At 63.7% G+C, this 25,330-nt stretch carries 28 protein-coding genes and 1 riboswitch; of the genes, 14 read left to right on the top strand and 14 right to left on the bottom strand.

What is annotated here, in order from left to right:
• Window positions 1-6: 6 nt before the first annotated feature.
• The 3 genes from V6093_RS15260 to V6093_RS15250 are packed head-to-tail and all read right to left on the bottom strand — an operon-like array spanning window position 7 to window position 2,558.
• Window positions 7-1,272: an ABC transporter permease gene (locus tag V6093_RS15260; protein WP_004576905.1), complete on the bottom strand. Its 1,266-nt coding sequence runs from the start codon at window positions 1,270-1,272 to the stop codon at window positions 7-9.
• Window positions 1,272-1,982 carry an ABC transporter ATP-binding protein gene (locus tag V6093_RS15255; RefSeq protein ID WP_014860917.1) on the bottom strand — a complete coding sequence of 237 codons (711 nt, stop codon included), beginning with the start codon at window positions 1,980-1,982 and terminating at the stop codon, window positions 1,272-1,274. Before V6093_RS15255 ends, V6093_RS15260 begins: the two co-directional genes overlap by 1 nt.
• Complete coding sequence (locus V6093_RS15250) at window positions 1,983-2,558, bottom strand: DUF2796 domain-containing protein (RefSeq protein ID WP_060546303.1); 576 nt, start codon at window positions 2,556-2,558, stop codon at window positions 1,983-1,985.
• A gap of 130 nt (window positions 2,559-2,688) precedes the next feature.
• Here V6093_RS15250 and V6093_RS15245 point away from each other — a divergent pair, with 130 nt between their 5' ends.
• Window positions 2,689-3,033, top strand: a complete 345-nt coding sequence (locus V6093_RS15245) for a hypothetical protein (RefSeq protein WP_003255407.1) — start codon at window positions 2,689-2,691, stop codon at window positions 3,031-3,033.
• 255 nt (window positions 3,034-3,288) lie between these two features.
• Here the strand turns inward: V6093_RS15245 and trxA are convergent, their stop codons facing one another.
• The 3 genes from trxA to V6093_RS15230 are packed head-to-tail and all read right to left on the bottom strand — an operon-like array spanning window position 3,289 to window position 5,299.
• Window positions 3,289-4,161 carry a thioredoxin gene (gene trxA / locus V6093_RS15240; protein WP_014860919.1) on the bottom strand — a complete coding sequence of 291 codons (873 nt, stop codon included), beginning with the start codon at window positions 4,159-4,161 and terminating at the stop codon, window positions 3,289-3,291.
• Window positions 4,162-4,192: 31 nt separating this feature from the next.
• Entirely contained in the window at window positions 4,193-4,849 is a 657-nt protein-coding gene (locus tag V6093_RS15235; protein ID WP_003255405.1) for a methyltransferase, read from the bottom strand.
• A 3-nt stretch (window positions 4,850-4,852) separates the two neighbouring features.
• Entirely contained in the window at window positions 4,853-5,299 is a 447-nt protein-coding gene (locus tag V6093_RS15230; RefSeq protein WP_003255404.1) for a YbaY family lipoprotein, read from the bottom strand.
• Between the two features lie 106 nt (window positions 5,300-5,405).
• Here V6093_RS15230 and nrdR point away from each other — a divergent pair, with 106 nt between their 5' ends.
• From nrdR to V6093_RS15170, 12 genes are all read left to right on the top strand, one after another.
• Window positions 5,406-5,870, top strand: a complete 465-nt coding sequence (nrdR, locus tag V6093_RS15225; protein ID WP_003255402.1) for a transcriptional regulator NrdR — start codon at window positions 5,406-5,408, stop codon at window positions 5,868-5,870.
• 2 nt (window positions 5,871-5,872) lie between these two features.
• Entirely contained in the window at window positions 5,873-7,003 is a 1,131-nt protein-coding gene (gene ribD, locus V6093_RS15220; RefSeq protein WP_019750311.1) for a bifunctional diaminohydroxyphosphoribosylaminopyrimidine deaminase/5-amino-6-(5-phosphoribosylamino)uracil reductase RibD, read from the top strand.
• Between the two features lie 42 nt (window positions 7,004-7,045).
• A complete protein-coding gene (locus tag V6093_RS15215; RefSeq protein WP_003255399.1) occupies window positions 7,046-7,711 on the top strand; it encodes a riboflavin synthase in 666 nt (221 codons plus the stop codon).
• An 18-nt stretch (window positions 7,712-7,729) separates the two neighbouring features.
• Complete coding sequence (gene ribBA / locus V6093_RS15210; RefSeq protein WP_003255398.1) at window positions 7,730-8,821, top strand: bifunctional 3,4-dihydroxy-2-butanone-4-phosphate synthase/GTP cyclohydrolase II; 1,092 nt, start codon at window positions 7,730-7,732, stop codon at window positions 8,819-8,821.
• Window positions 8,822-8,912: 91 nt separating this feature from the next.
• Window positions 8,913-9,389, top strand: a complete 477-nt coding sequence (gene ribE, locus V6093_RS15205; protein ID WP_003255395.1) for a 6,7-dimethyl-8-ribityllumazine synthase — start codon at window positions 8,913-8,915, stop codon at window positions 9,387-9,389.
• Window positions 9,386-9,886, top strand: a complete 501-nt coding sequence (gene nusB / locus V6093_RS15200; RefSeq protein ID WP_003255393.1) for a transcription antitermination factor NusB — start codon at window positions 9,386-9,388, stop codon at window positions 9,884-9,886. The genes ribE and nusB overlap by 4 nt, the downstream gene beginning before the upstream one ends.
• An 18-nt stretch (window positions 9,887-9,904) precedes the next feature.
• Window positions 9,905-10,873: a thiamine-phosphate kinase gene (gene thiL / locus V6093_RS15195; protein ID WP_011953348.1), complete on the top strand. Its 969-nt coding sequence runs from the start codon at window positions 9,905-9,907 to the stop codon at window positions 10,871-10,873.
• Entirely contained in the window at window positions 10,870-11,373 is a 504-nt protein-coding gene (locus V6093_RS15190; protein ID WP_003255391.1) for a phosphatidylglycerophosphatase A, read from the top strand. Before thiL ends, V6093_RS15190 begins: the two co-directional genes overlap by 4 nt.
• 16 nt (window positions 11,374-11,389) lie before the next feature.
• Window positions 11,390-12,133 (top strand): ABC transporter substrate-binding protein, encoded by a 744-nt coding sequence (locus V6093_RS15185; RefSeq protein ID WP_003255390.1) that lies wholly within the window; start codon window positions 11,390-11,392, stop codon window positions 12,131-12,133.
• 181 nt (window positions 12,134-12,314) lie between these two features.
• A complete protein-coding gene (gene ribA / locus V6093_RS15180; protein ID WP_003255389.1) occupies window positions 12,315-12,932 on the top strand; it encodes a GTP cyclohydrolase II in 618 nt (205 codons plus the stop codon).
• Window positions 12,929-13,348, top strand: coding sequence for a hypothetical protein (locus V6093_RS15175; protein ID WP_003255388.1), 420 nt, complete (start codon window positions 12,929-12,931; stop codon window positions 13,346-13,348). The genes ribA and V6093_RS15175 overlap by 4 nt, the downstream gene beginning before the upstream one ends.
• On the top strand, window positions 13,348-14,160 hold the full coding sequence (locus tag V6093_RS15170; protein ID WP_047605327.1) for a cobalamin-binding protein: 813 nt from the start codon (window positions 13,348-13,350) through the stop codon (window positions 14,158-14,160). The genes V6093_RS15175 and V6093_RS15170 overlap by 1 nt, the downstream gene beginning before the upstream one ends.
• Here V6093_RS15170 and V6093_RS15165 read toward each other — a convergent pair.
• The 5 genes from V6093_RS15165 to ribB form a co-directional block, all read right to left on the bottom strand.
• Window positions 14,138-16,009: a TonB-dependent receptor domain-containing protein gene (locus tag V6093_RS15165; protein WP_406669549.1), complete on the bottom strand. Its 1,872-nt coding sequence runs from the start codon at window positions 16,007-16,009 to the stop codon at window positions 14,138-14,140. The two genes, V6093_RS15170 and V6093_RS15165, sit on opposite strands and share 23 nt — an antisense overlap.
• 764 nt (window positions 16,010-16,773) lie before the next feature.
• Window positions 16,774-18,669, bottom strand: coding sequence for a 1-deoxy-D-xylulose-5-phosphate synthase (gene dxs / locus V6093_RS15160; RefSeq protein ID WP_003255384.1), 1,896 nt, complete (start codon window positions 18,667-18,669; stop codon window positions 16,774-16,776).
• Between the two features lie 176 nt (window positions 18,670-18,845).
• Window positions 18,846-19,733 carry a (2E,6E)-farnesyl diphosphate synthase gene (gene ispA, locus V6093_RS15155; protein WP_014862077.1) on the bottom strand — a complete coding sequence of 296 codons (888 nt, stop codon included), beginning with the start codon at window positions 19,731-19,733 and terminating at the stop codon, window positions 18,846-18,848.
• Window positions 19,730-19,972 (bottom strand): exodeoxyribonuclease VII small subunit, encoded by a 243-nt coding sequence (locus V6093_RS15150; protein ID WP_003255380.1) that lies wholly within the window; start codon window positions 19,970-19,972, stop codon window positions 19,730-19,732. The genes ispA and V6093_RS15150 overlap by 4 nt, the downstream gene beginning before the upstream one ends.
• Before the next feature lie 248 nt (window positions 19,973-20,220).
• Window positions 20,221-20,871 (bottom strand): 3,4-dihydroxy-2-butanone-4-phosphate synthase, encoded by a 651-nt coding sequence (gene ribB, locus V6093_RS15145; RefSeq protein WP_012051063.1) that lies wholly within the window; start codon window positions 20,869-20,871, stop codon window positions 20,221-20,223.
• A gap of 80 nt (window positions 20,872-20,951) precedes the next feature.
• Window positions 20,952-21,093: riboswitch (FMN riboswitch) on the bottom strand.
• A gap of 149 nt (window positions 21,094-21,242) precedes the next feature.
• Here ribB and V6093_RS15140 point away from each other — a divergent pair.
• Window positions 21,243-22,223: a zeta toxin family protein gene (locus V6093_RS15140; RefSeq protein ID WP_012051064.1), complete on the top strand. Its 981-nt coding sequence runs from the start codon at window positions 21,243-21,245 to the stop codon at window positions 22,221-22,223.
• Window positions 22,224-22,244: 21 nt separating this feature from the next.
• On the opposite strand, the gene V6093_RS15135 is transcribed toward V6093_RS15140, so the two are convergent.
• From V6093_RS15135 to V6093_RS15125, 3 genes are all read right to left on the bottom strand, one after another.
• A complete protein-coding gene (locus V6093_RS15135; RefSeq protein ID WP_047605330.1) occupies window positions 22,245-23,138 on the bottom strand; it encodes an alpha/beta hydrolase in 894 nt (297 codons plus the stop codon).
• Window positions 23,139-23,238: 100 nt separating this feature from the next.
• On the bottom strand, window positions 23,239-24,567 hold the full coding sequence (locus V6093_RS15130) for a sensor histidine kinase (protein ID WP_108078538.1): 1,329 nt from the start codon (window positions 24,565-24,567) through the stop codon (window positions 23,239-23,241).
• The gene (locus V6093_RS15125) at window positions 24,567-25,259 is read right to left on the bottom strand and encodes a response regulator transcription factor (protein WP_012051067.1); all 693 of its coding nucleotides are present in this window, start codon (window positions 25,257-25,259) and stop codon (window positions 24,567-24,569) included. Before V6093_RS15125 ends, V6093_RS15130 begins: the two co-directional genes overlap by 1 nt.
• Between the last annotated feature and the right edge of the window lie 71 nt (window positions 25,260-25,330).

The following is a 25,330-nucleotide window of genomic DNA, read 5'->3' as shown; positions in this document are numbered from 1 at the left end:
GCGCTCTCAGAGGTGTAGGGTCAAACCATCGGCCAGCGACTGCCGATAGGCCCGCCATGCCGGCACGCTGCCCATCAGCAACGCTGCGCCAAGGATAATCGCTAGCAAGGTCCACTCATGAATGCTCGGCAGCGCCAGCGGCAGATACAAACCGTAGTTGGCCTGCACATACCCCTGCGCCAGGGCGATACCCGCATATAGCAAGCCAAGCCCGGCCACGATCCCGACCGAGGCCAGTGACAGTGCTTCCAGTACCAGCAACCCCGCAATATGCCAAGGCCGGGCCCCGACCGAACGCAGTATCGCCATCTCTCGGCGGCGTTCGTTGAGGCTGGTGAGAATCGCCGTGAGCATGCCGATCAAACCGGTCAGCACCACGAACAGTGACACCACGAACAATGCCTGTTCTGCAGTGCCCATCAGGCTCCACAGCTCCTGCAGGGCGACCCCTGGCAGGATCGCCAGCAGCGGCTCGCTGCGGTACTCGTTGATCTCTCGCTGCAAACTGAAGGTTGCGATCTTGCTGTTAAGGCCAAGCATGAACGCAGTGATGGCGGCAGGTTGCAGGTCCATGGTACGGGCCTGCTCGGCGCTGATGCGGCCGGCGCCACGGGCGGGTACGCCGTTGTGCCAGTCGATATGGATCGCTTCCATGCCGCCCAGGCTGATATGCAGGGTGCGGTCGACGGGTGTGCCGGTGCGCTTGAGTACGCCGACCACGGTAAACGGCTTGTCGTCGTGCTTGACCAGGCTGATTGCGGCCACACCGTGGGCCAGCACCAGCTTGTCACCCAGCTTGTAGTGCAATGCCTCGGCCACTTCGGCGCCGAGCACCACTTCGAACGGGTCGTTGGCGAACGTACGCCCCTGGCTCAGTTCCAGGTGCTGGCGGCGGCCGTACTGGTAATGGCTGAAGTAATCCGTGGTGGTACCCATCACTCTGTAACCGCGGTGCGAGTCGCCCAGCGAGATCGGGATTGCCCACTTCACCCGTGGGTCCTGTGCATAGTGCTGGAAGCTGTCCCAGCGGATGTTGTTGGTCGCGTTGCCAATGCGGAACACCGAGTACAGCAGCAGGTTCACCGAGCCGGAGCGTGCACCGACAATCAGGTCGGTGCCGCTGATGGTGCTGGCGAAGCTGGCACGGGCTTCGGTACGGACCCGCTCAACAGCCAGCAGCAGGCACACCGACAGGGCAATGGCAAAGGCGGTCAGAAACGCCGTGAAGCGGCGGTTGGCCAGGCTGGCCAAGGCAAGGCGGAGCAGGTACATCAGGCCTCCTGGGGCTTGGCAGCGCGGTTCAGTTCGGCAAGCGACAGGTGGCGGTCGAACAGCGGTGCCAGGCTCTGGTCGTGGCTGACGAACAACAAGCTGGCACCGGCGGCACGGCACTCATCGAACAGCAGGCGGATGAACGCTTCGCGGGTGTCTGCATCCAGTGCCGAGGTCGGTTCGTCGGCAATCACCAGCTCAGGCTGGCCGATCAGTGCGCGGGCGGCGGCGACCCGTTGCTGTTGGCCGATCGACAGGCTGTCGGCGCGGCGGGCGAGCATGGCAGGGTCGCCCAGGCCCAGGTGGGTCAGCAGCGTGCTGGCCGCCTGGTCAACACTGCCATGGCGCTGCTCGGCGCGGGCCTTGCGGCTGCGCGAGAAGCGGCAGGGCAGCTCGACGTTTTCACGTACCGAGAGGAACGGCAGCAGGTTGAACTGCTGGAAGATATACCCGGTGTGATCGACCCGAAAGCGGTCGCGGGCGCCCTGGCTCAGGCTGCCAAGGTCCTGACCGAGCAACTGGATGCGGCCCTGGACCGGCACGTTCACCCCGCCCAGCAGGCCCAGCAAGGTCGTCTTGCCACTGCCGCTGGGGCCCTTGAGAAACAGCGCTTCACCAGCGTCCAGGCGTAATGCCGGAATATCCAGCAGCGGCGGGTGACCTGGCCAGGCGAACATCAGGTCATGCAGATCGATCAACGGCTGGTTCATTCAGAAGGCGACCGTTGCCTTGGCCGGCGTGGTTTCCACGCCTTTCTGGCCATTGGGGCCGATCAGTTGCACGTTGATTTTCTGGGTGGCGGGGAAGGCCTTGAACAGCGGCGCCAGGTCCAGCTCTGTCAGTTTGTCGGGGTTGGCGCAAGTCAGCTGATAATGGGCGCCGATGTCGCTGTGCTGATGGCCGTGCTCGTGCTCGTCACCCTCGTCGTCGGCCTTGGAGGCGTCACCGAAGAGAGGGCTTTCCAGTGCCTGTTGGTCTTCCTTGCAGCCTGCGGCGGCGGAAAGGCCGAACAGCTTCAGTGGTTGTTCAAGTTGCTGGCGCACGGCGGCGACTTTGGCCTTGTCGGCATCGCTGCTGGCGGCATGCTCGAAGCCGACCAGGTTCATTGCCGGGCTGTCCAGTTCCAGTTCCAAGGTATTGCCATCGAGCACTGCGTTGAGCTTGGCTACGCCATGCTCGTGGGCGCCGAGGGAGCCGTGGGTGTGGTCATGATCATGGTCATCGTGAGCATGGGCCACGGCCAGTGGCAGCAAAGCGAAGGGCAGGGCGAGCAGCAGGCGACGCATGGACGACTCCGGAGCGGGCTGAAAGATAGAGTTATGTTATAACAGCTTCTTGGCGTGCCGCCAGCCTGTGTGGCGCATGTTTCATGTTGCGGTAGCATGGCTGCATTGATTTGGGCTCAAGGAATGCATCATGAGAATTCGTGGACAGATTGGTGATTGGCCGGTGGACCTGACCATCGAGCTGACGCCTGAAGAGTGGGCGCAACTGGGGCGGCAGACCGAGGTGCCGATGGTAGCCCAGGCGGCTGCGACAGCTGCGGTGGTCGCGCCGCGCCAAGATGACGGTCAGTGGGCTGCGGCGCGTGATGTGTTGCGTCTGGCAGGACAGATGAGCGGGCCGGAATTGCTGGACCGGCTGGAAGGGTTGGCGGGGAGTACGGCGGCGGGTAAACGGTTGCTGGTGCGCTTGCGGCACAGCAGTGAGGTAAAGGTAGAAAGTGGCGTGGATGCGCCGATGTATCACTGGGTGGGGTGAGTGCTGTTTTCGCTGTTGGAGCCAAGCCTGCGCGCTCGCCTGTAGGAGCGGGTTTACACGCGAACACCGGCAGAGCCGGTGCCAGCCACTGCGTTGGCTTCTTCGCGGGCATGCCCGCTCTCAAATTCTGAAAAGCCTGCGCGCTCGCCTGTAGGAGCGGGTTTACCCGCGAACACCGGCAGAGCCGGTGCCTCCACTGCGCTGGTTCTTCGCGGGCATGCCCGCCCACTGGTCCAGCGCAGGCTTCAAGGTCACTCAGAACATCGCCGCCGACAGCTTGCGACGATAAACACCAACCAGCGGGTGATCGCCACCCAGCAATTCGAACACCTGCAACAGCGCCTTCTGCGGCAGCCCGTTCTCGTAGCCACGGTTACGCTGGAACAGCTTCAGCAGCCCGTCCAGCGCCGCCTCATACTGCTGGCGCGCCAGTTGCTGAATGCTCAGCTGATAAGCCGCCTCGTCGTCTTGCGGGTTCTGCGCCAGACGGCTTTTAAGGTCTGCCACTTCCGGCAGGCTGGCAGCCTGGCGCAGGAAGGTCAGCTGGGCCTTGGCACCGGCCAGTGCAGCTTTGTGTTCGTCAGTCTTGACCGCATCCAGCACCACTTGCGCTTCGCCCAGCTCGCCACGCTCGGCCAGGCAGCGGGCATACAGGATCAGCGCCTCGACATTGCTGTTGTCCTCACCCAGCAGCGCCTGCAACAGCGCTTCGGTTTCGGCAAAACGGCTTTCGGCAAACAGCGCCTTTGCCTGCTCCAGTGGCGAGGCGGTGGGCGCGGCTGGCAGTTGTACATGCGGCTCGAGCATGGCGCGGATCGCCGACTCCGGTTGCGCCCCGGCAAAACCGTCCACCGGCTGACCGTCCTTGAACAGCACCACTGTCGGCAGGCTACGGATGCCGAACTGGGCAACCACCTGTTGCTCCACGTCGCAGTTGATCTTGGCCAGCAGCAGTTCGCCCTGGTAACCCTCGGCAATCTTTGCCAGCAATGGCATCAGCGCCTTGCACGGCGCGCACCACTCGGCCCAGAAGTCCACCAGCACTGGCTTGTGGAAGGAGTTCTCGATCACCAGTTGCTGGAAGTTGGTATCGGTGGCGTCGAAAATGTAAGGCGTGTCTTGGGTCATCGCGACTCTCGCAAACTCGTGTATGGCACCACTATAAGGTGTCGCGGCTGGCGTGGTACAGGCTGACCCGGCGGAATTCGTGTGGCTCGGCCAGGTCCGGCAGGGTCAGTGCTTCGAGCACGCCCAATTGCTGGTACAACGGGTGGTGAAAGTCACGTACCCGCGAGTCGGCCACCAAGGCCTGTCGACCGCGGCTCAGGAAGGCATCCAGCAGCGGCAGGTTGGCGCGGTCGTACAGCACATCGGCAACCAGGATCAGGTCGAAGCGGTCTTCCTCGGCAAAAAAATCGCTGCTGTAGCGTAATGTCACCCCGTTCAGTGCTGCATTCGCACGGCAGGCATCGAGGGCCAGCGGGTCGAGGTCGCAGGCCACCACTTCCCGTGCACCGGCGCGTGCAGCAGCAATGCCGGCGATACCAGAGCCGGCGCCAAAGTCCAGCACGCGCTTGCCCGCCACCCACTCCGGGCGTTCGGCCAGGTAGCGGGCCATTGCCAGCCCGCTGGCCCAGCAGAAGCTCCAATAGGGAGGTTCTTCAAGAATGCGCCGGGTTTCTTCGCTGCTGAAGGCGCGATCCATGTTCTGGTCGTCGATCAGCCATAGCTTCAGGTCACAGTCGGGCAGTTCGCTGACGATCAGGCGTGCTTCGCCGATCAGGCCGCTGAGGGCCTGTTGCAGGGCCAGCGGCATCACTTAAGGCGCCTTCTCGAAACGCAGCGGGCCGGTGGCCTGGGTTTGTGCTTGGGTAATGCGCACCGGGGGCAGGTGCATGATCAGCTGGCCGGAGTTGCTGGCGCGGCCACGCAGTTCGACCCGGGCACCGGGCGGGAAGGCTTCGGGGTTGAAGCGCAGGTGGTAGGGCAGTGCCTGGCCGGTACCGGTCAGATTACTGCTGGCCAGCAGGCGCTGTGGGCGGTCGCGTTCGTCGATCACCAGCAAGGCCAGTTCCACCTCGGCACCCGCCGGAATTTCCAGCAAGGTGCCGCTCAGCTCGCGCTGGTAGGCCGGCAGCGGGCCCAGCACTTCGGCCTTGGCCGAAGGGGCTGGCGCGGGCACTGGGTTGTCGGTCTTTGGCCTGTCGCTGCCGCAGGCGGCAAGCAGAGCGGCGCAGCACAGCACGACGAGCGCTCGGTAGTGCATGGGGGAGTCCTTCACGGGCATATTTCCCATGGATGTTAACCCCTTTGGCTTGTCTTGCCAGTGCAATGCGCTACCATGGCCCTCCCTTTTTTTGTTGCCTGCCACCATGCACTGTCCCTTTTGCGGTGCCAACGACACCAAGGTCATCGACTCTCGCCTCGTCGCCGAGGGCGAGCAGGTGCGCCGCCGCCGTGAATGCGTGGCCTGCGGCGAGCGCTTCACCACCTTCGAAACCGCCGAGCTGGTGCTGCCCCGGCTGATCAAGCAGGACGGCACGCGCCAGCCCTTCGACGAAGAAAAGCTGCGCGCTGGTATGCAACGGGCCCTGGAAAAGCGTCCGGTCAGCGTCGAGCGCCTGGAAGCTGCGCTGGCGCACATCAAGAGCCGGCTGCGTGCCACAGGCGAGCGCGAAGTCAAATCGCTGGTGGTCGGTGAAATGGTCATGGCCGAGTTGCGCAAACTCGATGAAGTGGCCTATATCCGCTTTGCTTCGGTGTACCGGCGCTTCCAGGACCTCGACGAGTTCCGCGAAGAAATCGACCGCCTGGCCCGTGAGCCAGCTAAAGAGTGAACATGCCCAGCCAAGCTGCCATTCTCGACGCTCACTACATGGCCCGCGCGCTGGAGCTGGCGCGTAAAGGCCTGTACACCACCCACCCGAACCCGCGCGTAGGCTGCGTGATCGTGCGCGATGGCGAAGTGGTCGGTGAAGGCTGGCACGTGCGCGCCGGCGAGCCCCATGCCGAAGTGCATGCTCTGCGCCAGGCCGGTGAACTTGCCCGCGGTGCTTGTGCCTACGTCACCCTGGAACCATGCAGCCACCATGGCCGTACGCCACCGTGTGCCGAAGCACTGGTCAAGGCCGGCGTGGCGCGCGTAGTAGCCGCCATGCAGGACCCTAACCCACAAGTGGCGGGGCAGGGCCTGCGGCGCCTGGCCGAAGCCGGAATCGAAGTGGCCAGCGGGGTGCTCGAAGCCGAGGCCCGCGCCCTCAACCCAGGCTTCCTCAAGCGCATGGAGCACGGCCTGCCGTTCGTTCGCGCCAAGCTGGCCATGAGCCTGGATGGCCGCACTGCCATGGCCAGTGGTGAAAGCCAGTGGATCACCGGGCCGGCCGCGCGCTCAGCCGTGCAGCGCTTGCGCGCCCGCTCCAGCGTGGTGCTGACCAGCGCCGCCAGCGTGCTGGCAGACAACGCACGCATGACCGTGCGTGGCGCCGAGCTGGGCCTGGATGCCGAAACAACCGCCCTGGCACTCAGCCGCACACCCTTGCGGGTGCTGGTCGATGGCCGCCTGCGCCTGCCACTGGCGGCGCCGTTCTTCCAGGCGGGCCCAGCGCTGGTGGTGACTGCTGTCGCAGATGACCCGCGCTATGCCGCTGCCGGCCACGAATTGCTCAGCTTGCCGGGCGACAATGGCCAGGTCGACCTGGCGGCGCTGCTTCGCGCCCTGGCTGCCCGCGGCGTCAACGAAATCCTGCTGGAAGCCGGTGCCGGCCTGGTCGGTGCCTTCGCACGGCAAGGCCTGGTCGACGAGTACCAGCTGTTCGTCGCTGGCACCTTCCTCGGCTCTCAGGCCCGGCCACTGCTGGACTGGCCGATGGACAAGATGAGCGAAGCACCACGGCTGAAAATTACCGAAATGCGCGCAGTGGGCGATGACTGGCGGGTCACGGCCATCCCCCTGCCAGCGCCCGGCGTATAATGCCGGGCTTGCCCCGCGCAAACCGTTTTTGAGGAAGACCCCATGTTCACCGGCATTATCGAATCCATCGGCACCATCCGCAGCCTGACTCCCAAGGGTGGTGACGTGCGCGTCTACGTAGAAACCGGCAAGCTCGACCTGGGGGACGTCAAGCTCGGCGACAGCATCGCCGTCAACGGTGTATGCCTCACGGCCGTAGAACTGCCGGGCGACGGCTTCTGGGCCGATGTCAGCGTCGAAACCCTCAAGCGCACCGCCTTCATCGACCTCAAGAGCGGCAGCAAGGTCAACCTGGAAAAAGCCCTGACCCCCACCACCCGCCTGGGCGGGCACCTGGTCAGCGGCCACGTCGACGGGGTTGGCGAAATCATTTCGCGCAGCGATAACGCCCGCGCCATCCAGTTCCGCGTGCGTGCACCGAAGGAACTGGCCAAGTACATCGCCCACAAGGGTTCGATCACCGTCGACGGCACCAGCCTGACGGTCAATGAGGTCAATGGCGCCGAGTTCGAGCTGACCATTGTCCCGCACACTCTGTCCGAAACCATCATGGCCGATTACCGTGCAGGGCGTCGGGTAAACCTTGAGGTCGACCTGCTGGCCCGTTACCTGGAGCGCTTGCTACTGGGTGACAAGGCCGCCGAACCGAGCAAGGGCAGTGGCATTACCGAAAGCTTCCTGGCCGCCAATGGCTTCTTGAAATCCTGATTGAGAAGGGGGTGCCGCGTGGCGCTCAACAGCATCGAAGAACTGGTCGAAGACATCCGCCAGGGCAAAATGGTCATCCTGATGGATGACGAAGACCGCGAGAACGAAGGCGACATCATCATGGCGGCCGAATGCTGCCAGCCGGAGCACATCAACTTCATGGCCAAGCACGCCCGTGGCCTGATCTGCATGCCGATGACCCGCGAGCGTTGCGAAACGCTGAAGCTGCCGTTGATGGCGCCGCGCAACGGCTCGGGCTTCGGCACCAAGTTCACCGTGTCGATCGAGGCCGCCGAAGGCGTCACCACCGGTATTTCCGCCGCCGACCGCGCCCGCACTGTGCAGGCTGCCGCTGCCAAGGACGCCAAGGCCGAAGACATCGTCAGCCCTGGTCACATCTTCCCGCTGATGGCCCAGCCAGGCGGTACGCTGGCGCGTGCCGGCCACACCGAAGCCGCCTGTGACCTGGCGCGCATGGCCGGTTTCGAGCCAAGCGGCGTGATCTGCGAAGTGATGAACGACGACGGCACCATGTCGCGCCGCGCCGAACTGGAAGTGTTCGCCGCCGAGCACGGCCTGAAGATCGGCACCATCGCCGACCTGATCCACTACCGCATGATCCACGAGCGCACCGTGCAGCGTGTTTCCGAGCAATCGGTGGAGAGCGAGCTGGGTGAGTTCAACCTGGTCACCTACCGTGACGCGGTCGAAGGCGACGTGCACATGGCCTTGACCCTGGGCAAGATCTGCGCCGAAGAGCCGACCTTGGTACGGGTACACAATATGGACCCACTGCGTGACCTGCTGCTGGTCAAGCAGCCAGGCCGCTGGAGCCTGCGCGCGGCCATGGCCGCAGTGGCCGAAGCCGGCAGTGGCGTGGTGTTGCTGCTGGGGCACCCGCTGGACGGCGACGTGCTGCTGGCGCACATCCGCGAAAGCGCGGGCGATGCGCCGGCCAAGGCACCGACCACCTACAGCACTGTGGGGGCCGGTTCGCAGATCCTGCGCGACCTCGGTGTGCGCAAGATGCGCCTGATGAGTTCGCCGATGAAGTTCAACGCGATATCCGGATTCGATCTGGAAGTTGTAGAATACGTGCCCTCCGAGTGACTTGAGGCGGCATTGACGCCCTCTGCTCGAGTCCAGACCCCTGTCGAGGCCGCTTGTATGCGGCCTCGCTCTTGAAGATGAGAATATCGGAATGACCCTGAAGACCATCGAAGGTACCTTCATCGCCCCCAAAGGTCGCTATGCTTTGGTGGTTGGCCGCTTCAACAGCTTCGTTGTCGAAAGCCTGGTAAGCGGTGCCGTTGATGCCCTGGTACGCCACGGTGTCAGCGAAAGCGACATCACCATCATCCGTGCCCCGGGTGCATTCGAGATCCCGCTGGTGGCACAGAAGGTCGCCCAGCAAGGCGCCTACGACGCGATCATCGCCCTGGGCGCCGTGATCCGTGGCGGTACCCCGCACTTCGAATACGTGGCGGGCGAGTGCACCAAGGGCCTGGCCCAGGTGTCCATGGAGTTCGGTGTTCCGGTGGCCTTCGGCGTACTGACCGTCGACTCCATCGAGCAAGCCATCGAGCGTTCTGGCACCAAAGCCGGCAACAAAGGTGCTGAAGCTGCCCTGTCCGCACTGGAAATGGTCAGCCTGCTGGCGCAGTTGGAGGCCAAGTGATTAGCGACGAAAGCGATCGTTTCAACCCGCGCGATCCAAAACCTGCGGATGCCGGCAAGCCCTCGAAGAGCGCCAAGCGCCGCGAAGCCCGCAAGCTCGCGACCCAGGCCCTCTACCAGTGGCACATGGCCCAGCATTCGCTGAACGAGATCGAAGCGCAGTTCCGGGTGGATAACGATTTCACCGATGTCGACGGTGCCTATTTCCGCGAGATCCTGCATGGGGTCCCGGCAATCAAGGGCGAAATCGACAAAGCGCTGGTGCCTTGCATGACCATCGCACTGGAAGAGCTCGACCCGGTCGAGCTGGCCGTGCTGCGTCTGTCCACCTGGGAACTGATCAAACGCGTCGACGTGCCGTACCGCGTCGTGATCAACGAAGGCGTGGAGCTGGCCAAGGTCTTCGGTGCCACTGACGGCCACAAGTTCGTCAACGGCGTGCTCGACAAGCTAGCCCCGGCGCTGCGTGAAGCAGAAGTCAAGGCGAACAAGCGCTGATCCTGGCGCTGCCTGGTCATGGGTGAGTTCGAGCTGATCAACCATTACTTCGCCGCTGCGCCCTGTGCGCAGGGTGGCGAGGGCGTGGCGCTGGGTATCGGCGACGACTGTGCCCTGCTGGACCTTCCCCCCGGTGAGCAACTGGCGGTGTCGACCGACACCCTGGTCGCCGGGGTGCACTTTCCTGCTGTTTGCGATCCGTTGCTGCTTGGCCAGCGATCGTTGGCTGTGGCGGCCAGTGACCTGGCAGCCATGGGCGCGACTGCAATCGGCTTTACCCTCGCACTGACCCTCCCTGACGTTGGCCCTGACTGGCTGGCGGCCTATGCCGACGGCCTTGGTCGCATGGCCCACCGTTGCCGCATGAGCCTGATCGGTGGTGACACGACGCGCGGCCCCTTGAGTATCACCGTCACCGTGTTCGGCCGCGTGCCGGCTGGCCAGGCCTTGCGCCGCAGCGGTGCAAGGCCGGGTGACCTGTTGTGTGTCGGCGGTTCGCTGGGCAAGGCCGCCGGTGCCTTGCCCTTGGTGCTGGGCGAGCGCGAGGCGCCTGCCGCGCAGGCCGAGCCGCTGCTGGCCCATTACTGGTCACCGATGCCGCAGCTCACCCTCGGTGCCCTGCTGCGTGGCCGGGCCACGGCGGCGCTGGACATCTCCGACGGGCTGCTCGCCGACTGTGGGCATATTGCCAAGGCATCCGGTGTCGCGTTGGAGGTGAACCTGGCGCAAGTGCCAGTGTCTCCTGCTCTGGAGGCCTTCCTCGGCCGTGAAGCAGCCGTGCAGGCGGCGCTTACCGGTGGCGACGATTACGTACTGGCCTTCACCTTGCCACCCGAGGCGCTGGCGCCCTTGGCAGCCTTCGATTTTATCGAAGTGCATACCGTCGGTCGTGTGCTCGAAGGGCAAGGCGTGACCTTGCGCGACGCGCAGGGCCAGGACATAACCCCCGTCCAGCGGGGCTATCAACACTTTAGGGAGAGACCGTGACCGATCACCCCAACCAGGTGCCTGCGGAGTTCGTTCCGCCTTCGGTCTGGCGCAACCCGTGGCACTTCATCGCTTTTGGCTTCGGTTCTGGCACCTTGCCCAAGGCGCCAGGTACCTGGGGCTCGCTGGTGGCCATACCGTTTATCCCGCTTTGGCAGATGTTGCCCGACTGGGGATACTGGCTGTTGCTCGGCGTGAGCATGCTGTTTGGCTTCTGGTTGTGCGGCAAAGTTGCCAATGACTTGCGTGTACACGACCATGAAGGCATTGTCTGGGACGAGATTGTCGGCATGTGGATCACCCTCTGGCTGGTGCCGGAGGGCTGGCAGTGGCTGTTGGCAGGGTTCCTGATGTTCCGCTTCTTCGACATCCTCAAGCCGTGGCCGATCCGCTGGATCGATCGCCATGTGCACGGGGGCGTCGGCATCATGCTCGACGATATCCTGGCCGGCGTGTTTGCCTGGCTGGGCATGCAGGTTCTGGTGTGGGCGGTTGCCTGAAACAGGGAGTGCGTGAATGGCCGTAAGGACTGTACTGCTGGCAATGCTGCTGAGTATTGCCCCGTGGGTAACGGCTGCCGAGGGTATCCCGAAACAGATCCATCTGGTTAGCGAGGAGTGGCTCGACTACACCAATGCCGACGGTACCGGGGTGGCCTGGGATGTGCTGCGCAAAGTGTTCGAGCCGGCCGGCGTCGAGGTGGTTACCCAGAGCGCGCCCTACAGCCGGGCGGTTGGCCTGGTCAAGCGCGGCGAGGCTGATGCCTGGGTTGGCTCGTACAAGGAAGAGAACGACGACAACCTGTACCCGCGCTGGCACTTCGACATGGACCACATTTATGCCCTGGGGCTGGCCAGCAAACCTGCGCCTACCCTGGATACCATCGGCAAGTACCGGTTGGCTTGGGTGCGTGGTTATGATTACGGCAGCTACTTGCCCAATGTGCACGAATTCCGCGAAATCCAGCGTCGCGAGGGCATTTTGCCGATGCTCGAGCACGACCGGGTGGACTACTACATCGACGCACTGACCGAGGTCGACTACGTGCTAGGGCAAGCCTCCCAGCCTGAGCGCTTCCGCCGTACCCACGTGGCCGAGTTGCCGTTGTACCTGGCTTTTGCCCGTAACGACCAGGCCAAGGCCCTGTGCGACCTGTTCGACAAGCGCATGAAGGAGCTGGTACGTAGCGGCGAACTGAAACCGATTTTCGAGCACTGGAAACAGCCCTATCCGTTCAACGCCGGTAGTCACCCGCACTGAGGCTGAATACACCAAGGTACATCGCGGCCCCCTGTGGCAGCGGGCTTGTGATTGAGCGATGGCTTTTTAATAAGTATCGAACTTTTCGATCTTAAGCCACCGTATACAGCCAGCCCACATCCCCCAACCTGCTGATACAATCGGCCCACGAGAAATTTCCTACTTATTCCAGGAGCACAACGTGCCCGTCGTCTTTGTTGCCGCCTCTAAACTCCCGACGCCCTTCGCGACCTTCACCATGCATGGCTTTCTCGACGAAGCCACAGGCCGTGAGCATGTGGTGCTCAGCCTGGGTGATATCGCGGACGGCCAGCCGGTACTGGGGCGCCTGCATTCCGAGTGTCTGACCGGCGATGCACTGTTCAGCCAGCGCTGCGACTGCGGCTCGCAGCTGGAAGCCGCGCTGCAGGCCATCGCCCGCGAAGGCCGTGGGGTGCTGTTGTACCTGCGTCAGGAAGGCCGTGGCATCGGCCTGCTGAACAAGATCCGCGCCTACGAGCTGCAGGATGGTGGCGCCGACACCGTCGAAGCCAACGAACGCCTGGGCTTCGCTGCCGACCAGCGTGACTACGCCATATGCCTGCCGATGCTCGAGCACCTGGGCGTGAAGTCGCTGCGCCTGATGACCAATAATCCGCGCAAGGTCAAAGCCCTGACCGACATGAACATCGTGGTTGCCGAGCGTGTGCCGCTGCACACCGGGCATAACCCGCACAACCGCTACTACCTGGCGACCAAGGCCGGCAAGTTGGGCCACATGCTGGGCAACGAACACCAGGGCGAGGTGCCCCAGGCGTGACTCGCGCCGAGGTCAAGCGGCGCCTGGCGCTGGCCTGGTGGCAGTACCTGGCGGTGGGCCTGGTGCCGCTGCCAGTCATGGCTTGGGCCTTTGGGGGCGGTGATGCACTGATCCCGGTGTTGGCCATGCCACTGTTCATCGCCGGTGCGGCCACCATGTTCCTCAGCCTGCCGCGCTTCGGTGCCTACAAGCGCGCACTTATCGCCACCTCAAAGGTGCTCGGTACGGGCGAAGAAGCCGCTGCCTGGATCGAACTGGCGCGGGTGCGGCGCATGGCCATGCTGTATGCCTGCTTCCCGGCTTGGGTCGCCGCACTGTCGGTGCTGGTCGGTCTGGAGGCAGTGCCGCAGATCCTCCTCGCATTGTCTACCGTTGTAGTGCTGTACCTCTATCGCATTCCGCGCCAGCTCGGCTGATGCGACTGCTACCTGGCCTGCTGGCGTTGTTCGCCTGCACTGTACTGGCTGCAGAACCGCTGCGTGTCGTCAGTCTGGCCCCCTCGATGAGCGAGATCATGCTTGAGCTGCAGGCAGACGACCTGCTGGTGGGCGTGCTCGACGGTGGCGAACGGCCGGCTGCGCTGCGCCATTTGCCTTCGGTCGGGCGCCAAGGGCAACTGGACATGGAGCGCCTGCTCAGCCTGCGCCCCGACCTGTTGCTGCTGTGGCCAGGCAGTGTGCCACCGGCCCAGCGCGACCAGCTCAAGCGCCTGGGTATGGCCACCTTCAGCGCCGAACCCCACGACATCAGCCAGCTGATCGAGCAGATCGAGGCCATTGCCGAGCGTATCGGGCGTGCCGAGCAGGGTCATTCATACGCGCGAGCCCTGCGTGAGCGGCTGCAGCAGCTGCGCCAGCAGTATCGGCGTGACGAACCCTTGCAGGTGTTTTATCAAGTCTGGGATCGGCCGTTGTACACGCTCGGTGGCCGCCAGGTGGTGACCGACGCCCTGGCCGTGTGCGGGGCGCGCAATGTGTTCGCCGACCTTGGCCAGCCAGCGCCACAGGTGAATGTGGAGTCCGTGCTGCTGCGTAATCCGCAGGTCATCCTGGCAGCTGATGAGGCGCAACTGGCCAGCTGGAAGGCTTGGCCGCAGATTCGAGCGGTGGCTGATGGGCGCCTGCTGGTGGTGCCGGACAAAGGGCTGGAGCGCCCCAGCGGGCAGATGATCGAAGCCACCGCCCGCTTGTGTGCGTTGCTGGACGCTAAAGCGCCGGTGTCCAGGTGATGCTGAAGAGCACAGTGCGGCCCTCTTCGCGGTAAGGGTGATACGCACCCTCGTAGCTATAAAGGGCGCGGCTGTAGCTGCGGTCCAGCAGGTTATCCAGCTTGGCTTCGAGTTTCAGTTCGTCGCTAGCCGCCCAACTGCCGCGCAAACCTAGCAGGCCATAGCCACCGATGCGGTTACGGTTGGCCTCATCGTCATAACTGCTGCTGACCGCCTGCCAGCTGGCACCCGCGCTGAAACGCCCGAACTCACGGTCCAGGTCCAGGCTCAAGGTGCGGCGGGCGCGGCGGGCGAGGGTGTGGCCAGTGTCGCGGTCGCGTGGGTCGATCAGCGCCAGGCCAAGCTGGCTGTGCCAGGCGCCCCATTGCTGCGCCAGCGCCATTTCCACGCCATTGATTCGTGCCGAGGCGACGTTACGGGGTATCGAGTCCTGGCCAAAGATGATCGCGTCGCGCAGGTCGGTGCGGTATAGCGAAGTCTCCAGCCGGCTCTCTGCAGTCAGCTGGCTGCGCCATTGCAGCTCGTAGCTTCTGGAGTGCTCTGGGTCCAGGTTCGGGTTGCTGAACTGTGGGTAATACAGGTCGTTGAACGTTGGCGCGCGGAAGCCTTCGCTGTAGGACAGCAGCACATCGTTGTGCGCGTTCAGCGGTACGGTCAGGCTGCCGCTCCAGGTGGTCTGGCCACCAAACTGCTGGTTGCGGTCATGGCGCACCCCCAGCTCAGTGGAAATCTGCTCGCCCTGGTAGCGGTGCTGGGCGAACACGGCACGGTTCCAGCGGCTGTCCTCAGTGAAGTCGGTACTGCCGTGTACGCGGTCTTCGTACCAGTCGCCACCGATCAATATGGTGTTCTGTTCGCCGAGGGCCAGGTCGTTCTGCCAGGTGGCCTGATCGCGATAGGTGTTGAACACGAAACGCTCAGCGCTGAGCTTGTCGCGTTTGTCGTCTCGGTTCTCGCCATGGGCCAGTTCAAGGCGTGAATGCCAGGTTTCGGTGACCTGAACGTCAACGTAACTGCCCAGGCTGCTGACGCTGAAGTCGGTGTAGGGTTGTTGACCGAAGCTCTCGAAGGTAACGGGGTCGAAGCCGCCGAACGGGTTGTCGTACTCGCTGCGCCCACGGCTGTCGAGCAGGTTCAGGCCGGCCTCGAAGCGCTCACCGAAGGTGTGGCTCAGGCTCAGGTTCAACGCCTTGTTGCGGTAGGCGTCGTGGTCACCATCGCTGGCGAAGGATGGCCCGGTCGAGTCGATGCCGGCAGTTTCGTCCAGGCTGGCGCCAAGGTTGAAGCGGGTCGTGTCGTTGCCGCCAGAAAGCCCCAGGCTGCGTTGGAATGTCTGGTTGCTGCCGGCGGCCATGCGCAGGCGTGGCTGCAGACCGGGGCCACTGCTGCGTCGGGTGAAGATCTGGATCACCCCGCCAATGGCATCGCTGCCGTACACCGCTGAGCGCGAGCCGCGCAGTACTTCGATGCGCTCGATCTGGTCGATGTCCAGAAACTGCAGGCCGCTGTCGCCCGAGGTGGCATTGGCGATGCGCACGCCATCGACCAGCACCAGGCTTTGCGCGGCCTTGGTGCCACGGATATAGATGCCCGGCAGGCTACCACGGCCACCGGTAGGTGCCACTTGCACGCCCGGCACGCGGGAGAGCAGGTCGGTAACGCTGGTGGGTTGCAGGCGGTCGATGTCGGTGCGGGTGAAGACCGTGTTGGCAGCGCTGGTGGCGGTACGCGATTCGACCTGGCGGCTGGCGCTGATCAGCACGTCGGGGAGTTTGAGGGCGTCGTCGCGCTCAGCGGCCAGAAGGAATGTAGGGGTACAGAGAATCGTGGCACAGGCTAATTTTTTCATGGGCAGTTCCAAAGGATTTCCACAGCACTGTGCTGTCCCCGTAGGAGCGGGTTTACCCGCGAAAGGGCCGGGCCTGCAGGCCAATTTTCACCCGCCGTTCACCGTTGTTGCCGCTACCGTATTCGCGGGTAAACCCGCTCCTACAGTGAGCACACATCGGTGATCGGGCGCAGGCCGTCGTAGGAGCGGGTTCACCCGCGAAAGGGCCGGGCCTGCAGGCCAATTTTCACCCGCCGTTCACCGTTGTTGCCGCTACCGTATTCGCGGGTAAACCCGCTCCTACAGTGGGCACACATCGGTGATCGGGCGCAGGCCGTCGTAGGAGCGGGTTCACCCGCGAAAGGGCCGGGCCTGCAGGCCAATTTTCACCCGCCGTTCACCGTCGCCGCCGCTACCGTATTCGCGGGTAAACCCGCTCCTACAGTGGGCACACATAGGTGATCGGTCGCAGGCCATCGTAGGAGCGGGTTCACCCGCGAAAGGGCCGGGCCTGCTGGCCAATTTTCACCAGTCGTTCACCGTTGCCGCCGCTACCGTATTCGCGGGTAAACCCGCTCCTACAGTGGGCACACATCGGTGATCGGGTGCAGTCCGTCGTAGGAGCGGGTTCACCTGCGAAAGGGCCGGTCCTGCTGGCCAATTTTCACCAGTCGTTCACCGTTGTCGCCGCTACCGTATTCGCGGGTAAACCCGCTCCTACAGTGGGCACACATAGGTGATCGGGCGCAGGCCGTCGTAGGAGCGGGTTCACCCGCGAAAGCACCCTAGAGCCCGAGCTTGACCATGCGGGCCTTCACCGAAGCCTCGATCCCGGCCGCATCCAGCCCGCACTCAGCCAGCATTTGCGCAGGCTTGGCATGCTCGACATAGATATCCGGCAGCCCCAGGTGCAGAAGCGGCTTGAGCACTGCCTGGCTGGCAAGGAACTCACCCACCGCAGCGCCCGCGCCACCCATGATGGCGTTTTCTTCAATGGTTACCAGCAGTTCATGGCTGCCTGCCAGCTCCAGCACCAGCGCCTCGTCCAGCGGCTTGACGAAGCGCATGTCGACCACCGTGGCGTTGATCTGTTCGGCCACTTGCATGGCCTCGGCCAGTTGTACGCCGAACACCAGCAAGGCCACTTTCTCGCCTTGGCGGCGGACCACACCCTTGCCGATCTCCAGTGGTTGCAGGTCACCGCTGATCGGCGCATTCGGGCCGGTACCACGCGGGTACCGTACAGCGGCCGGACCGTTGTACAGGTGGCCGGTGCTGAGCATCTTGCGCAGTTCGTTCTCGTCGCTGGGGGTCATCACCAGCATGCCCGGGATGCAGCGCAGGTACGACAGGTCGTAGCTGCCGGCGTGGGTCGGGCCGTCCTCGCCGACCAGGCCGGCGCGGTCGATGGCGAACAGCACGTCGAGGTTCTGCACCGCCACGTCGTGGATCAGCTGGTCGTAGGCGCGCTGCAGGAAGGTGGAGTAGATCGCCACCACCGGCTTGCTGCCCTCGCAGGCCATGCCGGCCGCCAGGGTCACGGCATGCTGCTCTGCGATCGCAACGTCGAAGTAGCGCTCAGGGTAGCGCTCGCTGAAGTCGACCAGGTCCGAGCCTTCCTTCATTGCCGGGGTAATGCCCACCAGGCGGTTGTCGGCGGCGGCCATGTCGCACAGCCACTGGCCGAACACTGCGGAGTATTTCGGACCGCTGGCTTTCTTCGGCGCAGCTGGCTTGTCGGCCGGCTCCAGCTTGGTAATGGCGTGATAGCCGATCGGGTCAATCTCGGCAGGGGCGAAGCCTTTGCCCTTCTTGGTCACCACATGCAGGAACTGCGGGCCTTTCAGGTCACGCATGTTGCGCAGGGTGGCGATCATGGTGGGCAGGTCGTGGCCGTCGATCGGGCCGATATAGTTCCAGCCCAGTTCTTCGAACAGTGTGCCTGGCACCAGCATGCCCTTGGCGTATTCCTCGGTACGACGGGCAATTTCCCAGGCGCCTGGCAGTCGCGACAGCACTTTCTTGCTGCCTTCGCGCATGCTCGCGTAGGTGCGGCTGGAGAGGATCTTGGCCAGGTAGTTGGACAGGCCGCCGACGTTGCGCGAAATCGACATGTCGTTGTCGTTGAGGATCACCAGCATGTCGGCATTGACTTCCTGGGCGTGGTTCAACGCCTCGAACGCCATGCCGGCGGTCAGCGCGCCATCACCGATCACCGCGATCGACTTGCGTGCGCTGTTCTGCAGACGGGCAGCAATGGCCATGCCCAGCGCGGCGCTGATCGAGGTGCTGGAGTGGCCAACGCCAAAGGTGTCGTACTCGCTTTCGCTGCGGCGCGGGAAGGCCGCGATGCCGTCCTTCTGGCGCAGGCTGAGCATGCGGTTACGACGCCCGGTGAGGATCTTGTGCGGGTAGGCCTGGTGCCCTACGTCCCACACCAGCCGGTCGTCCGGGGTGTCGAACACGTAGTGCAGAGCGATGGTCAGCTCGATCACGCCCAGACCGGCACCAAAGTGCCCACCGGTCTGCCCGACGGTGTAGAGCAGTTCCTGGCGCAGTTCGTCGGCCAGCGTCTCCAGGTCGGCTTCGGCCAACCGGCGCAGGCCGGCAGGCGTGTCAGCGCGGTCGAGCAACGGCGTGACCGGGCGTTCGCGGGGGATCTCTTGAAACGTCGTGGGCATCAGGCGAGTCGTTATAGGTGTGTGAAGACGCGGCAGTTTACCCCATTGTGGGAAAAGTGCCCATTCGACCACAGGTTACGCGGTCCCCTGTGGGGGCGGGTTTACCCGCGAATGCGTCGGCAAATTCAAGATCGCATTCGCGGGTAACCTGCTCCTACAGGGATCGGTGAAGCTGTTTAGTTACGGCGTTCGACGATGTAACGCGCCAAGGCCCGCAGCGGTTCGGCCGTTTCGCCGAACCCTTGCAGTGCAGCCAGCGCCTGGTCGCGCAGTTCGATTGCATAGACTTTGGCGGCTTCCAGGCCCAGCAGGGCCGGGTAGGTCGGTTTGTCACGCGCTATGTCTGCACCTTGGCGTTTGCCCAAGGTAGCAGTGTCGCTTTCCACGTCGAGGATGTCGTCCTGCACCTGGAATGCAAGGCCAATGGCCTGTGCATAAGTCTGCAGGGCATCCAGCTGCGCCTGTTCGGCACGGGCACTGGCCAGGGCGCCGAGGCGTACGCTGGCTTCGATCAGCGCGCCGGTCTTGTGCCGGTGCATGAACTCCAGCGCCTGCTGGTCCAGCTTCTGGCCCACCGAGCCGAGATCGATCGCCTGGCCGCCAACCATGCCGGCCGGGCCGGCAGCTTTGGCCAGTACCTGAACCATGGCCAGGCGAATGCTGTCGATCTGAGGGCTCAGGCATGGGTCGAGCAGGGCACTGAAAGCCAGGCTCTGCAAACCGTCGCCCGCGAGGATTGCGCACGCTTCGTCAAACGCCTTGTGGGTGGTCGGCTGGCCGCGACGCAGGTCGTCGTCGTCCATGGCCGGGAGGTCGTCATGCACCAGCGAGTAAGCATGGATCAGCTCTACCGCGCAGGCTGCGCCGTTGGCTTGTTCGGCCGGGGCGCCCAAGGCTTCGCAGGCCGCATAGGCCAACAGCGGGCGCACGCGTTTGCCGCCGTTCATCACGCTGTAGCGCATGGCGGCGTAGAGGCGTTCCAGCTCTTTGCTCGGGGCGATGAACAGCGGTTCGAGGGCTGCGTCGACTCGGGCCTGGCAACTGGCCTGGTAGGTGCCAATCATGCTTCCGGCTCCGCGTCGAAGGGCTGGGCAGCCAGTTCACCGTCGCGCTCCAGCAGAATTTGCACCTTCTGTTCGGCCTGGGCCAGGGCGCCCTGGCAGTCACGGGTCAGGGCGATGCCTTGTTCAAAGGCGGCCAGCGACTCTTCCAGCGACAACTCGCCGTTCTCCAGGCGCTCGACCAGTGCTTGCAGGTCTGCGAGGGATTGCTCGAAATCGAGGGAGGCTTTTTTGCGGGCCATGGCGACTGTCTCGGTGGCATTCAGAACGGCGCGACACTAGCAGAGCGGGGCGGGGGGAGCAAACTTGTGTGGAGCACGCCTCTGGCGCGAACCTCGAGACGGAATGGAACAAACAAGGCGATCGCGCGCTCAGGCAAAGGTGTTACTGGCCCGAGAAAAATGTAGGAGCGAGCTTGCTCACGATACGCCGCGCGGGCGGCGCTCGTTTTCAGCGCCGCCATCTACCTCAAGTCAGGCGCAGGAAACCATCAAGCCGTAGCAGCTTCCCGTTCCATCATGGCTTCACGGTACCGCGCCAGCTCCTCGATGGTCAGCACCGGCAAATTGTACTGCCGTGCATATACCGCCACCTGCTCGCCACGGGCCATGCTGCCATCGGGGTTCATCAGCTCGCACAAGACCGCTGCCGGGCGCAGGCCGGCCAGGCGCGCCAGGTCTACCGAACCTTCGGTGTGCCCACGGCGGGTCAGCACACCGCCATTGCGGGCGCGCAGCGGAAAAACATGCCCCGGGCTGACGATATGGCGCTGTTCGGCGCTGGAACGCAGTGCTGCGTCAATGGTGGTGATGCGGTCCTGAGCGCTAACCCCGGTGGTGATACCTTCGGCCGCCTCGATGGTGACGGTGAAACCGGTGCCGTGGCGGGCCTGGTTGTTCTGCACCATGGGTGCCAGTTGCAGTTCGTCGACGGTGGCTTCGTCCAGGCACAGGCAGACGATGCCGCTGCAATCGCGAATCATCATGGCCATGGTCTGCAACGTAATGTTCTCGGCGGCGGCAATGATGTCCGCTTCGTCCTCGCGGTCGTCATCGTCGAGCAACAGTACAGGGCGCCCGGCCTGGAAGGCGGCGATGGCGGCGGAAACAGTGGGAAATTGCGTGTGGTGCTGGGTGAACATGAAACGCTCCTCGTGAATGATCGATGAACGTCTCGGGGCGAACAAAATGCGCGCGCAAGGGCGCCCGGATGGCCCCTGCATGACGCCTTCTTTCATCCGGACTATGACCGTCGGCTCTGGAGTTGCACCAGATCTGCTGACCCCCGACATGGTCGGGGCGCTCGCGGGCTCATCTTTCGATTTACCGCCGGTGGGGACTTACACCCCGCCCTGAAGACCGACCAAGCATACAGCACAGGGCCACCCCAGTGGCAACCCGCGGTTCTACTACCTTCGACGAGACTTGCAGCAGTAACCATCTACCCCTTTGCACTTGCCGCAGCGCTTACCTTCGTGACGGTCACATTGGCAAACCTAGGAAACGAACCGTCATGTCCTCTCTCTATCCTTTTACCGATACCGATCTCCATCTCGCATTCAGAAAGGTCGTCGACACTTTGTTCGACAAGAAGCGCGACTACGTCGACGGCGTGCTCAAGCCCAAAATGCTCATCATTGCCGGTACACAAGGCTCGGGTAAGACGTACTTGCTGGAAAACACGCTGCTGAAGAGCGGGCGCTACGACAATTATGTTCGCCTTTACGAAACCCATTTTCGTGAACTGCACCCTCATTATCGGGCGATGGAAGACAAAGGCGTGCTGCATGTCTATGAGCATACCGAGTCGTTCATCTGGCGGCTGGGGGCCATGATTTGCACGTATGCGATGGAAAACAAATACAACATCATCATGGAGACCGCGCTCGACAGCCCTCATTTCGCTGATTTTCCACCTGAAGCCGCCCGGCAGGGCTATCAGAGCGAGGTCCATCTGATAGCGTGTCAGAAAGAGTTCAGCCACTGGTCGACCCTGGACCGTGTGGTCAACAGCGTTGGCAATCATGAGATCGAGCGTGTGGTCAGCCTGACGCAGATCGAAGAGGCGCAAATCAATGGCAGGTCCATCATCGATGCTTTCGAAAACGCCTGTATCGAGGTACCGGGTTCCGAAATCGTGATCTATCGACGTGGCCTGGAGACGGAAAAGAACAGCCTGCCGGTCTGTCACAGCACCTGTCCTGAAAAAGGGCTCCTCGTGCCCCAGCAGACCTACCAGGGCAGAGCATTCTTCCGCGGGGCAGACCTGAAGATCAACTTCAAGGTCCAGCGCAGTCCCCAGGCCGATTTCCCCTGTTCCTATATTCAGTATGCGCAGGTGGTGCATGCCGGCCTGCTGGGTTCGGAACACCGTCGGGCGATGGCCGAACTCAATTGCAAAACCCTCGGCCAGGCTCAGAGGCTGATGTCGCAGTTGCCTGTCGATGTCTACCGCGAGCTGTGCCTGTACGTGCTCAAGTACGCGCAACGTTGAGCCGGGCAGGCACAGGGCTGGTCACTGGCCAGACATGCCTTCGATCACCCTGCGCAGGGAGGCGCCCAGCATGGGCCCATGCCCCAGACCCTCGAAGCGCTCAAAGCGCACGTCGAGGCCTTTGATCGCGGCCAGATCTGCCGCCAGTTGGCGCGCAGGCAACTCGTCGTTCTCGTGCGGCGAACCATGCGGGCTGGCGGGCTCCTGCCCGCCGCGCATCAGCAACAGGTGCGGGCGCGCCTCCCCCAGGCGTGAGGAAAGTCCTTGCGCCTCCCGGACAATCACACCATCGCGCCACCACAGTGACGGGCTGGCAGCAGCGTAAAGGCTGAATTCGCCGGGGCAGGTAAACAGTGCGTGAAGCACAGCCAGGCCACCATAGGAGTGCCCCCACAGCGTCTGTCGTTGCGGATCGATCGGCGCCACAGCCGACACCATCGTGCGCATGCGCCCGGTCAGAAGCTTCAGGAACGCATCGACCCCGCCGCTGGGCTGGCCGGTCAGCGGATCACGCTGCTGCACCTGCTCCGGCAGCGCCGGGGTGTAGTCCAGCGTGCGGCCGGCCCTGTCGATGCGCAGTTCGGTCCGGTAACCCACCGCCACCAGCAGGGGCGCCTGGCCCGCGGCGAGCCTGTCCAGTTGCTGCTGATCCAGCGTCCCCAGTGCAGCATTCCCATCGAGCATCCACAGCACCGGGTACCCCGATGCTGGCGCTGGACGATTCGGCTTGCCAACCCACAGGCGGTAGTGACGCAGGCCATCGGCCGAGTCCAGATCAAGCTGGCTGAAGTGATAGGCCAGGTCCTGGCGCTGTAACACCGACGTGTCCATCTTCTGGTCATGCTCGGGCTGGGCCAGGACAAGAGGGGCCGCCAGGGCAAGTGCCAAGGCCAGCATCAGGGTCTTCTTGCTCATCGGGCGTCTCGTCAGGGCTTTGCAAGGAGCGCAAGGCTTGAGCGCCCAGATGATAACCAGTCCCGATCGAGCGTAAAGCGCATTAACTTTCTAAACAGTCTCAGGCCGCAGGCAAGGTCATGTGCAGGCACAGGCCCGGGTGCTCATTGCTGGCCCACAACCGCCCGCCTTGCAGTTCGATGGCGCGGCGGGCGATAGCCAGGCCCAGGCCGAAGCCTGCGCCACTGTCGGCCAGGCGCTGGTAGGGCTTGAAAATGCGCTCAAGGTCGGTATCCGGTACGCCTGGCCCTTGGTCGCTCAGGCGCAGGTGCCAGCATGCGCCCTCGCGCCAGCCATCAAGGCTGACCCGGCCTTCGGTCGGCGAGTGGCGAATGGCATTGCGCAACAGGTTTTCCAGGGCCTGGGCCAGACTGTCCAGATGGGCCTGCAGCAGGCAGTCAGTGCCAAGTGAACACGGCAGGCGCGCACGGTCCCAGCCGCTTTCGAAACAGACGTCCTCGCACAAGGCTTCCCACACGGAAAGCACCAATACCGGCTCGGTCGACAGGCTGGGTTGTTCGGTGTCCATCCACGCCAGGTCGAGGGTGTTTTCCAGCAACTTCTGCATGTCGGCCACCTCACGGTCCAGGCGCTCGCGCAACTGCGGCGGTGGCAAGTCGCTGTCATGGGCGATGCGCAGCCGCGCCAGCGGCGTGCGCAGTTCGTGAGACAGCGTGCGTAACAGCAGGCGCTGTTGCTCAAGGCTCTGGCGCAGGCGCCCGGCCATGTGCTCGAAGGCCTGAGCCAGTTCACCCAGCTCATCACGGCGTTGCTGCAGGGGCAGGGCGGGGCTGTCCAGGTCATCGGCCCGCAGGGCGTCGGCGCGGTCGCGCAGGCGGTTCAGCGGCACGACAAGGTGCCGGTATAGCGCAAGGCCCAGCAGCAGGGCCAGCAGCGCGGGGGCAACGCCATGAGTCACCACATGGGTCCAGGGTGTCAGGCCTGTGGGTAGCAGCCGTTCGGGCAATTGCAGCACCAGGCGGCCATGCTCGGGGTGTTGCGGAAATTCGATGCTGACGTATGGCAATTCATCCTGCAGGCGCCGGCTCATCGGCCAGTCGAGCTTGCGCATGAATGTCAGGTGGCTGGCTTCCTCGGCGCTCAGCGGGGTGGTGCCAAGGCTCTGAAGGTGTGGGCCTATCACGGCCACCCAGGTGTCCTCGGCCAGTGCCACCTGCTTGCGCCAGGCTTCGGTGCCGGCTGCGCCGTCCTGCTCCCACGCCTGTTCGGCCTGTTGAGCATAACGCGCCAGGTAGTCCTGGTCGGCCTGGGACAGAAAATAGGTACTGCGTTCCACCGAAAGGCCCCAGGTCCAGATGAGCCAGATCAGCAACAGGCAGAAGCTGACTTGCAGCAAGGCCAGTTTCCACAGCAACGGGTGGCGACGCATCAGGTCTGCTCCGTGTCGACCAGGATGTACCCTTGGCCACGCACGGCCTGGATCTGCAGGTGCTGGGCGTTGATGTCGGCCAGTTTGCGGCGCAGGTTGCACACATGCACATCCAGGCCTCGGTCCAGTCGGGTATAGGCCCTGTGCAGCACGGTCTGGTACAGGAAGGGCTTGCTCAACGCTTCGTCGGGGTGGGCCAGCAGCGTGACCAGCAAACGGAATTCGGAAGCGGTAAGACCAGCGGCGTTGCCGTTGTGGATAACGTCCTGGCGGTCGTGGTCCAGCATCACCTCCCCCACGTCGGGACGCAGCGCCGTACCACGATCGAATGCCACGCGACGCAGCAAGGCATCTACCCGTGCGTCCAGCTCTGCCAGGCTGAAGGGCTTGGGCAGGTAGTCGTCTGCACCACGGGTGAAGCCGCTGATGCGATCCTGCTCGGCCCCTAGTGCCGACATCAGCATGACCGGCACGGCCTGCTGGCGGCGCAGGGCGTCGAGCAGGCTGAGGCCGTCGATGCCTGGCAGCATGATGTCCAGCAGCACCAGTTCAAACTGCGATTGCTGTATGGCATTCAGGGCCTGGGTGCCGCTGGCGCAGGCGTGCACCTGGAAACCGCGGTTGCGGAAATGACGGTCCAGGTCCTGAAGCAGGCGTGGGTCGTCTTCGGCAAGGAGAAGTGAGGTGGGCACGGCGAGCCTTGATGAGAACTTTTATCAGTTGCGAATCATCCCACTGGCTGCAGGGAAAGGGCAACGCCTTG

Source organism: Pseudomonas putida group bacterium ESBL64 (assembly GCF_045277175.1).
In the GTDB taxonomy this organism is placed as follows: domain Bacteria; phylum Pseudomonadota; class Gammaproteobacteria; order Pseudomonadales; family Pseudomonadaceae; genus Aquipseudomonas; species Aquipseudomonas alloputida.
Note: the sequence above shows the minus strand (reverse complement) of the source record. Positions and strands in the feature narration are given on the sequence as shown.

Coding starts and splice junctions, on each gene's coding strand:
- V6093_RS15260 (WP_004576905.1), bottom strand. CDS start 1,272: ATGTACCTGCTCCGCCTTGCCTTGGCCAGCCTGGCCAACCGCCGCTTC.
- V6093_RS15255 (WP_014860917.1), bottom strand. CDS start 1,982: ATGAACCAGCCGTTGATCGATCTGCATGACCTGATGTTCGCCTGGCCA.
- V6093_RS15250 (WP_060546303.1), bottom strand. CDS start 2,558: ATGCGTCGCCTGCTGCTCGCCCTGCCCTTCGCTTTGCTGCCACTGGCC.
- V6093_RS15245 (WP_003255407.1), top strand. CDS start 2,689: ATGAGAATTCGTGGACAGATTGGTGATTGGCCGGTGGACCTGACCATC.
- trxA (WP_014860919.1), bottom strand. CDS start 4,161: ATGACCCAAGACACGCCTTACATTTTCGACGCCACCGATACCAACTTC.
- V6093_RS15235 (WP_003255405.1), bottom strand. CDS start 4,849: ATGCCGCTGGCCCTGCAACAGGCCCTCAGCGGCCTGATCGGCGAAGCA.
- V6093_RS15230 (WP_003255404.1), bottom strand. CDS start 5,299: ATGCACTACCGAGCGCTCGTCGTGCTGTGCTGCGCCGCTCTGCTTGCC.
- nrdR (WP_003255402.1), top strand. CDS start 5,406: ATGCACTGTCCCTTTTGCGGTGCCAACGACACCAAGGTCATCGACTCT.
- ribD (WP_019750311.1), top strand. CDS start 5,873: ATGCCCAGCCAAGCTGCCATTCTCGACGCTCACTACATGGCCCGCGCG.
- V6093_RS15215 (WP_003255399.1), top strand. CDS start 7,046: ATGTTCACCGGCATTATCGAATCCATCGGCACCATCCGCAGCCTGACT.
- ribE (WP_003255395.1), top strand. CDS start 8,913: ATGACCCTGAAGACCATCGAAGGTACCTTCATCGCCCCCAAAGGTCGC.
- thiL (WP_011953348.1), top strand. CDS start 9,905: ATGGGTGAGTTCGAGCTGATCAACCATTACTTCGCCGCTGCGCCCTGT.
- V6093_RS15185 (WP_003255390.1), top strand. CDS start 11,390: ATGGCCGTAAGGACTGTACTGCTGGCAATGCTGCTGAGTATTGCCCCG.
- V6093_RS15170 (WP_047605327.1), top strand. CDS start 13,348: ATGCGACTGCTACCTGGCCTGCTGGCGTTGTTCGCCTGCACTGTACTG.
- V6093_RS15165 (WP_406669549.1), bottom strand. CDS start 16,009: ATGAAAAAATTAGCCTGTGCCACGATTCTCTGTACCCCTACATTCCTT.
- dxs (WP_003255384.1), bottom strand. CDS start 18,669: ATGCCCACGACGTTTCAAGAGATCCCCCGCGAACGCCCGGTCACGCCG.
- ispA (WP_014862077.1), bottom strand. CDS start 19,733: ATGATTGGCACCTACCAGGCCAGTTGCCAGGCCCGAGTCGACGCAGCC.
- V6093_RS15150 (WP_003255380.1), bottom strand. CDS start 19,972: ATGGCCCGCAAAAAAGCCTCCCTCGATTTCGAGCAATCCCTCGCAGAC.
- ribB (WP_012051063.1), bottom strand. CDS start 20,871: ATGTTCACCCAGCACCACACGCAATTTCCCACTGTTTCCGCCGCCATC.
- V6093_RS15140 (WP_012051064.1), top strand. CDS start 21,243: ATGTCCTCTCTCTATCCTTTTACCGATACCGATCTCCATCTCGCATTC.
- V6093_RS15135 (WP_047605330.1), bottom strand. CDS start 23,138: ATGAGCAAGAAGACCCTGATGCTGGCCTTGGCACTTGCCCTGGCGGCC.
- V6093_RS15130 (WP_108078538.1), bottom strand. CDS start 24,567: ATGCGTCGCCACCCGTTGCTGTGGAAACTGGCCTTGCTGCAAGTCAGC.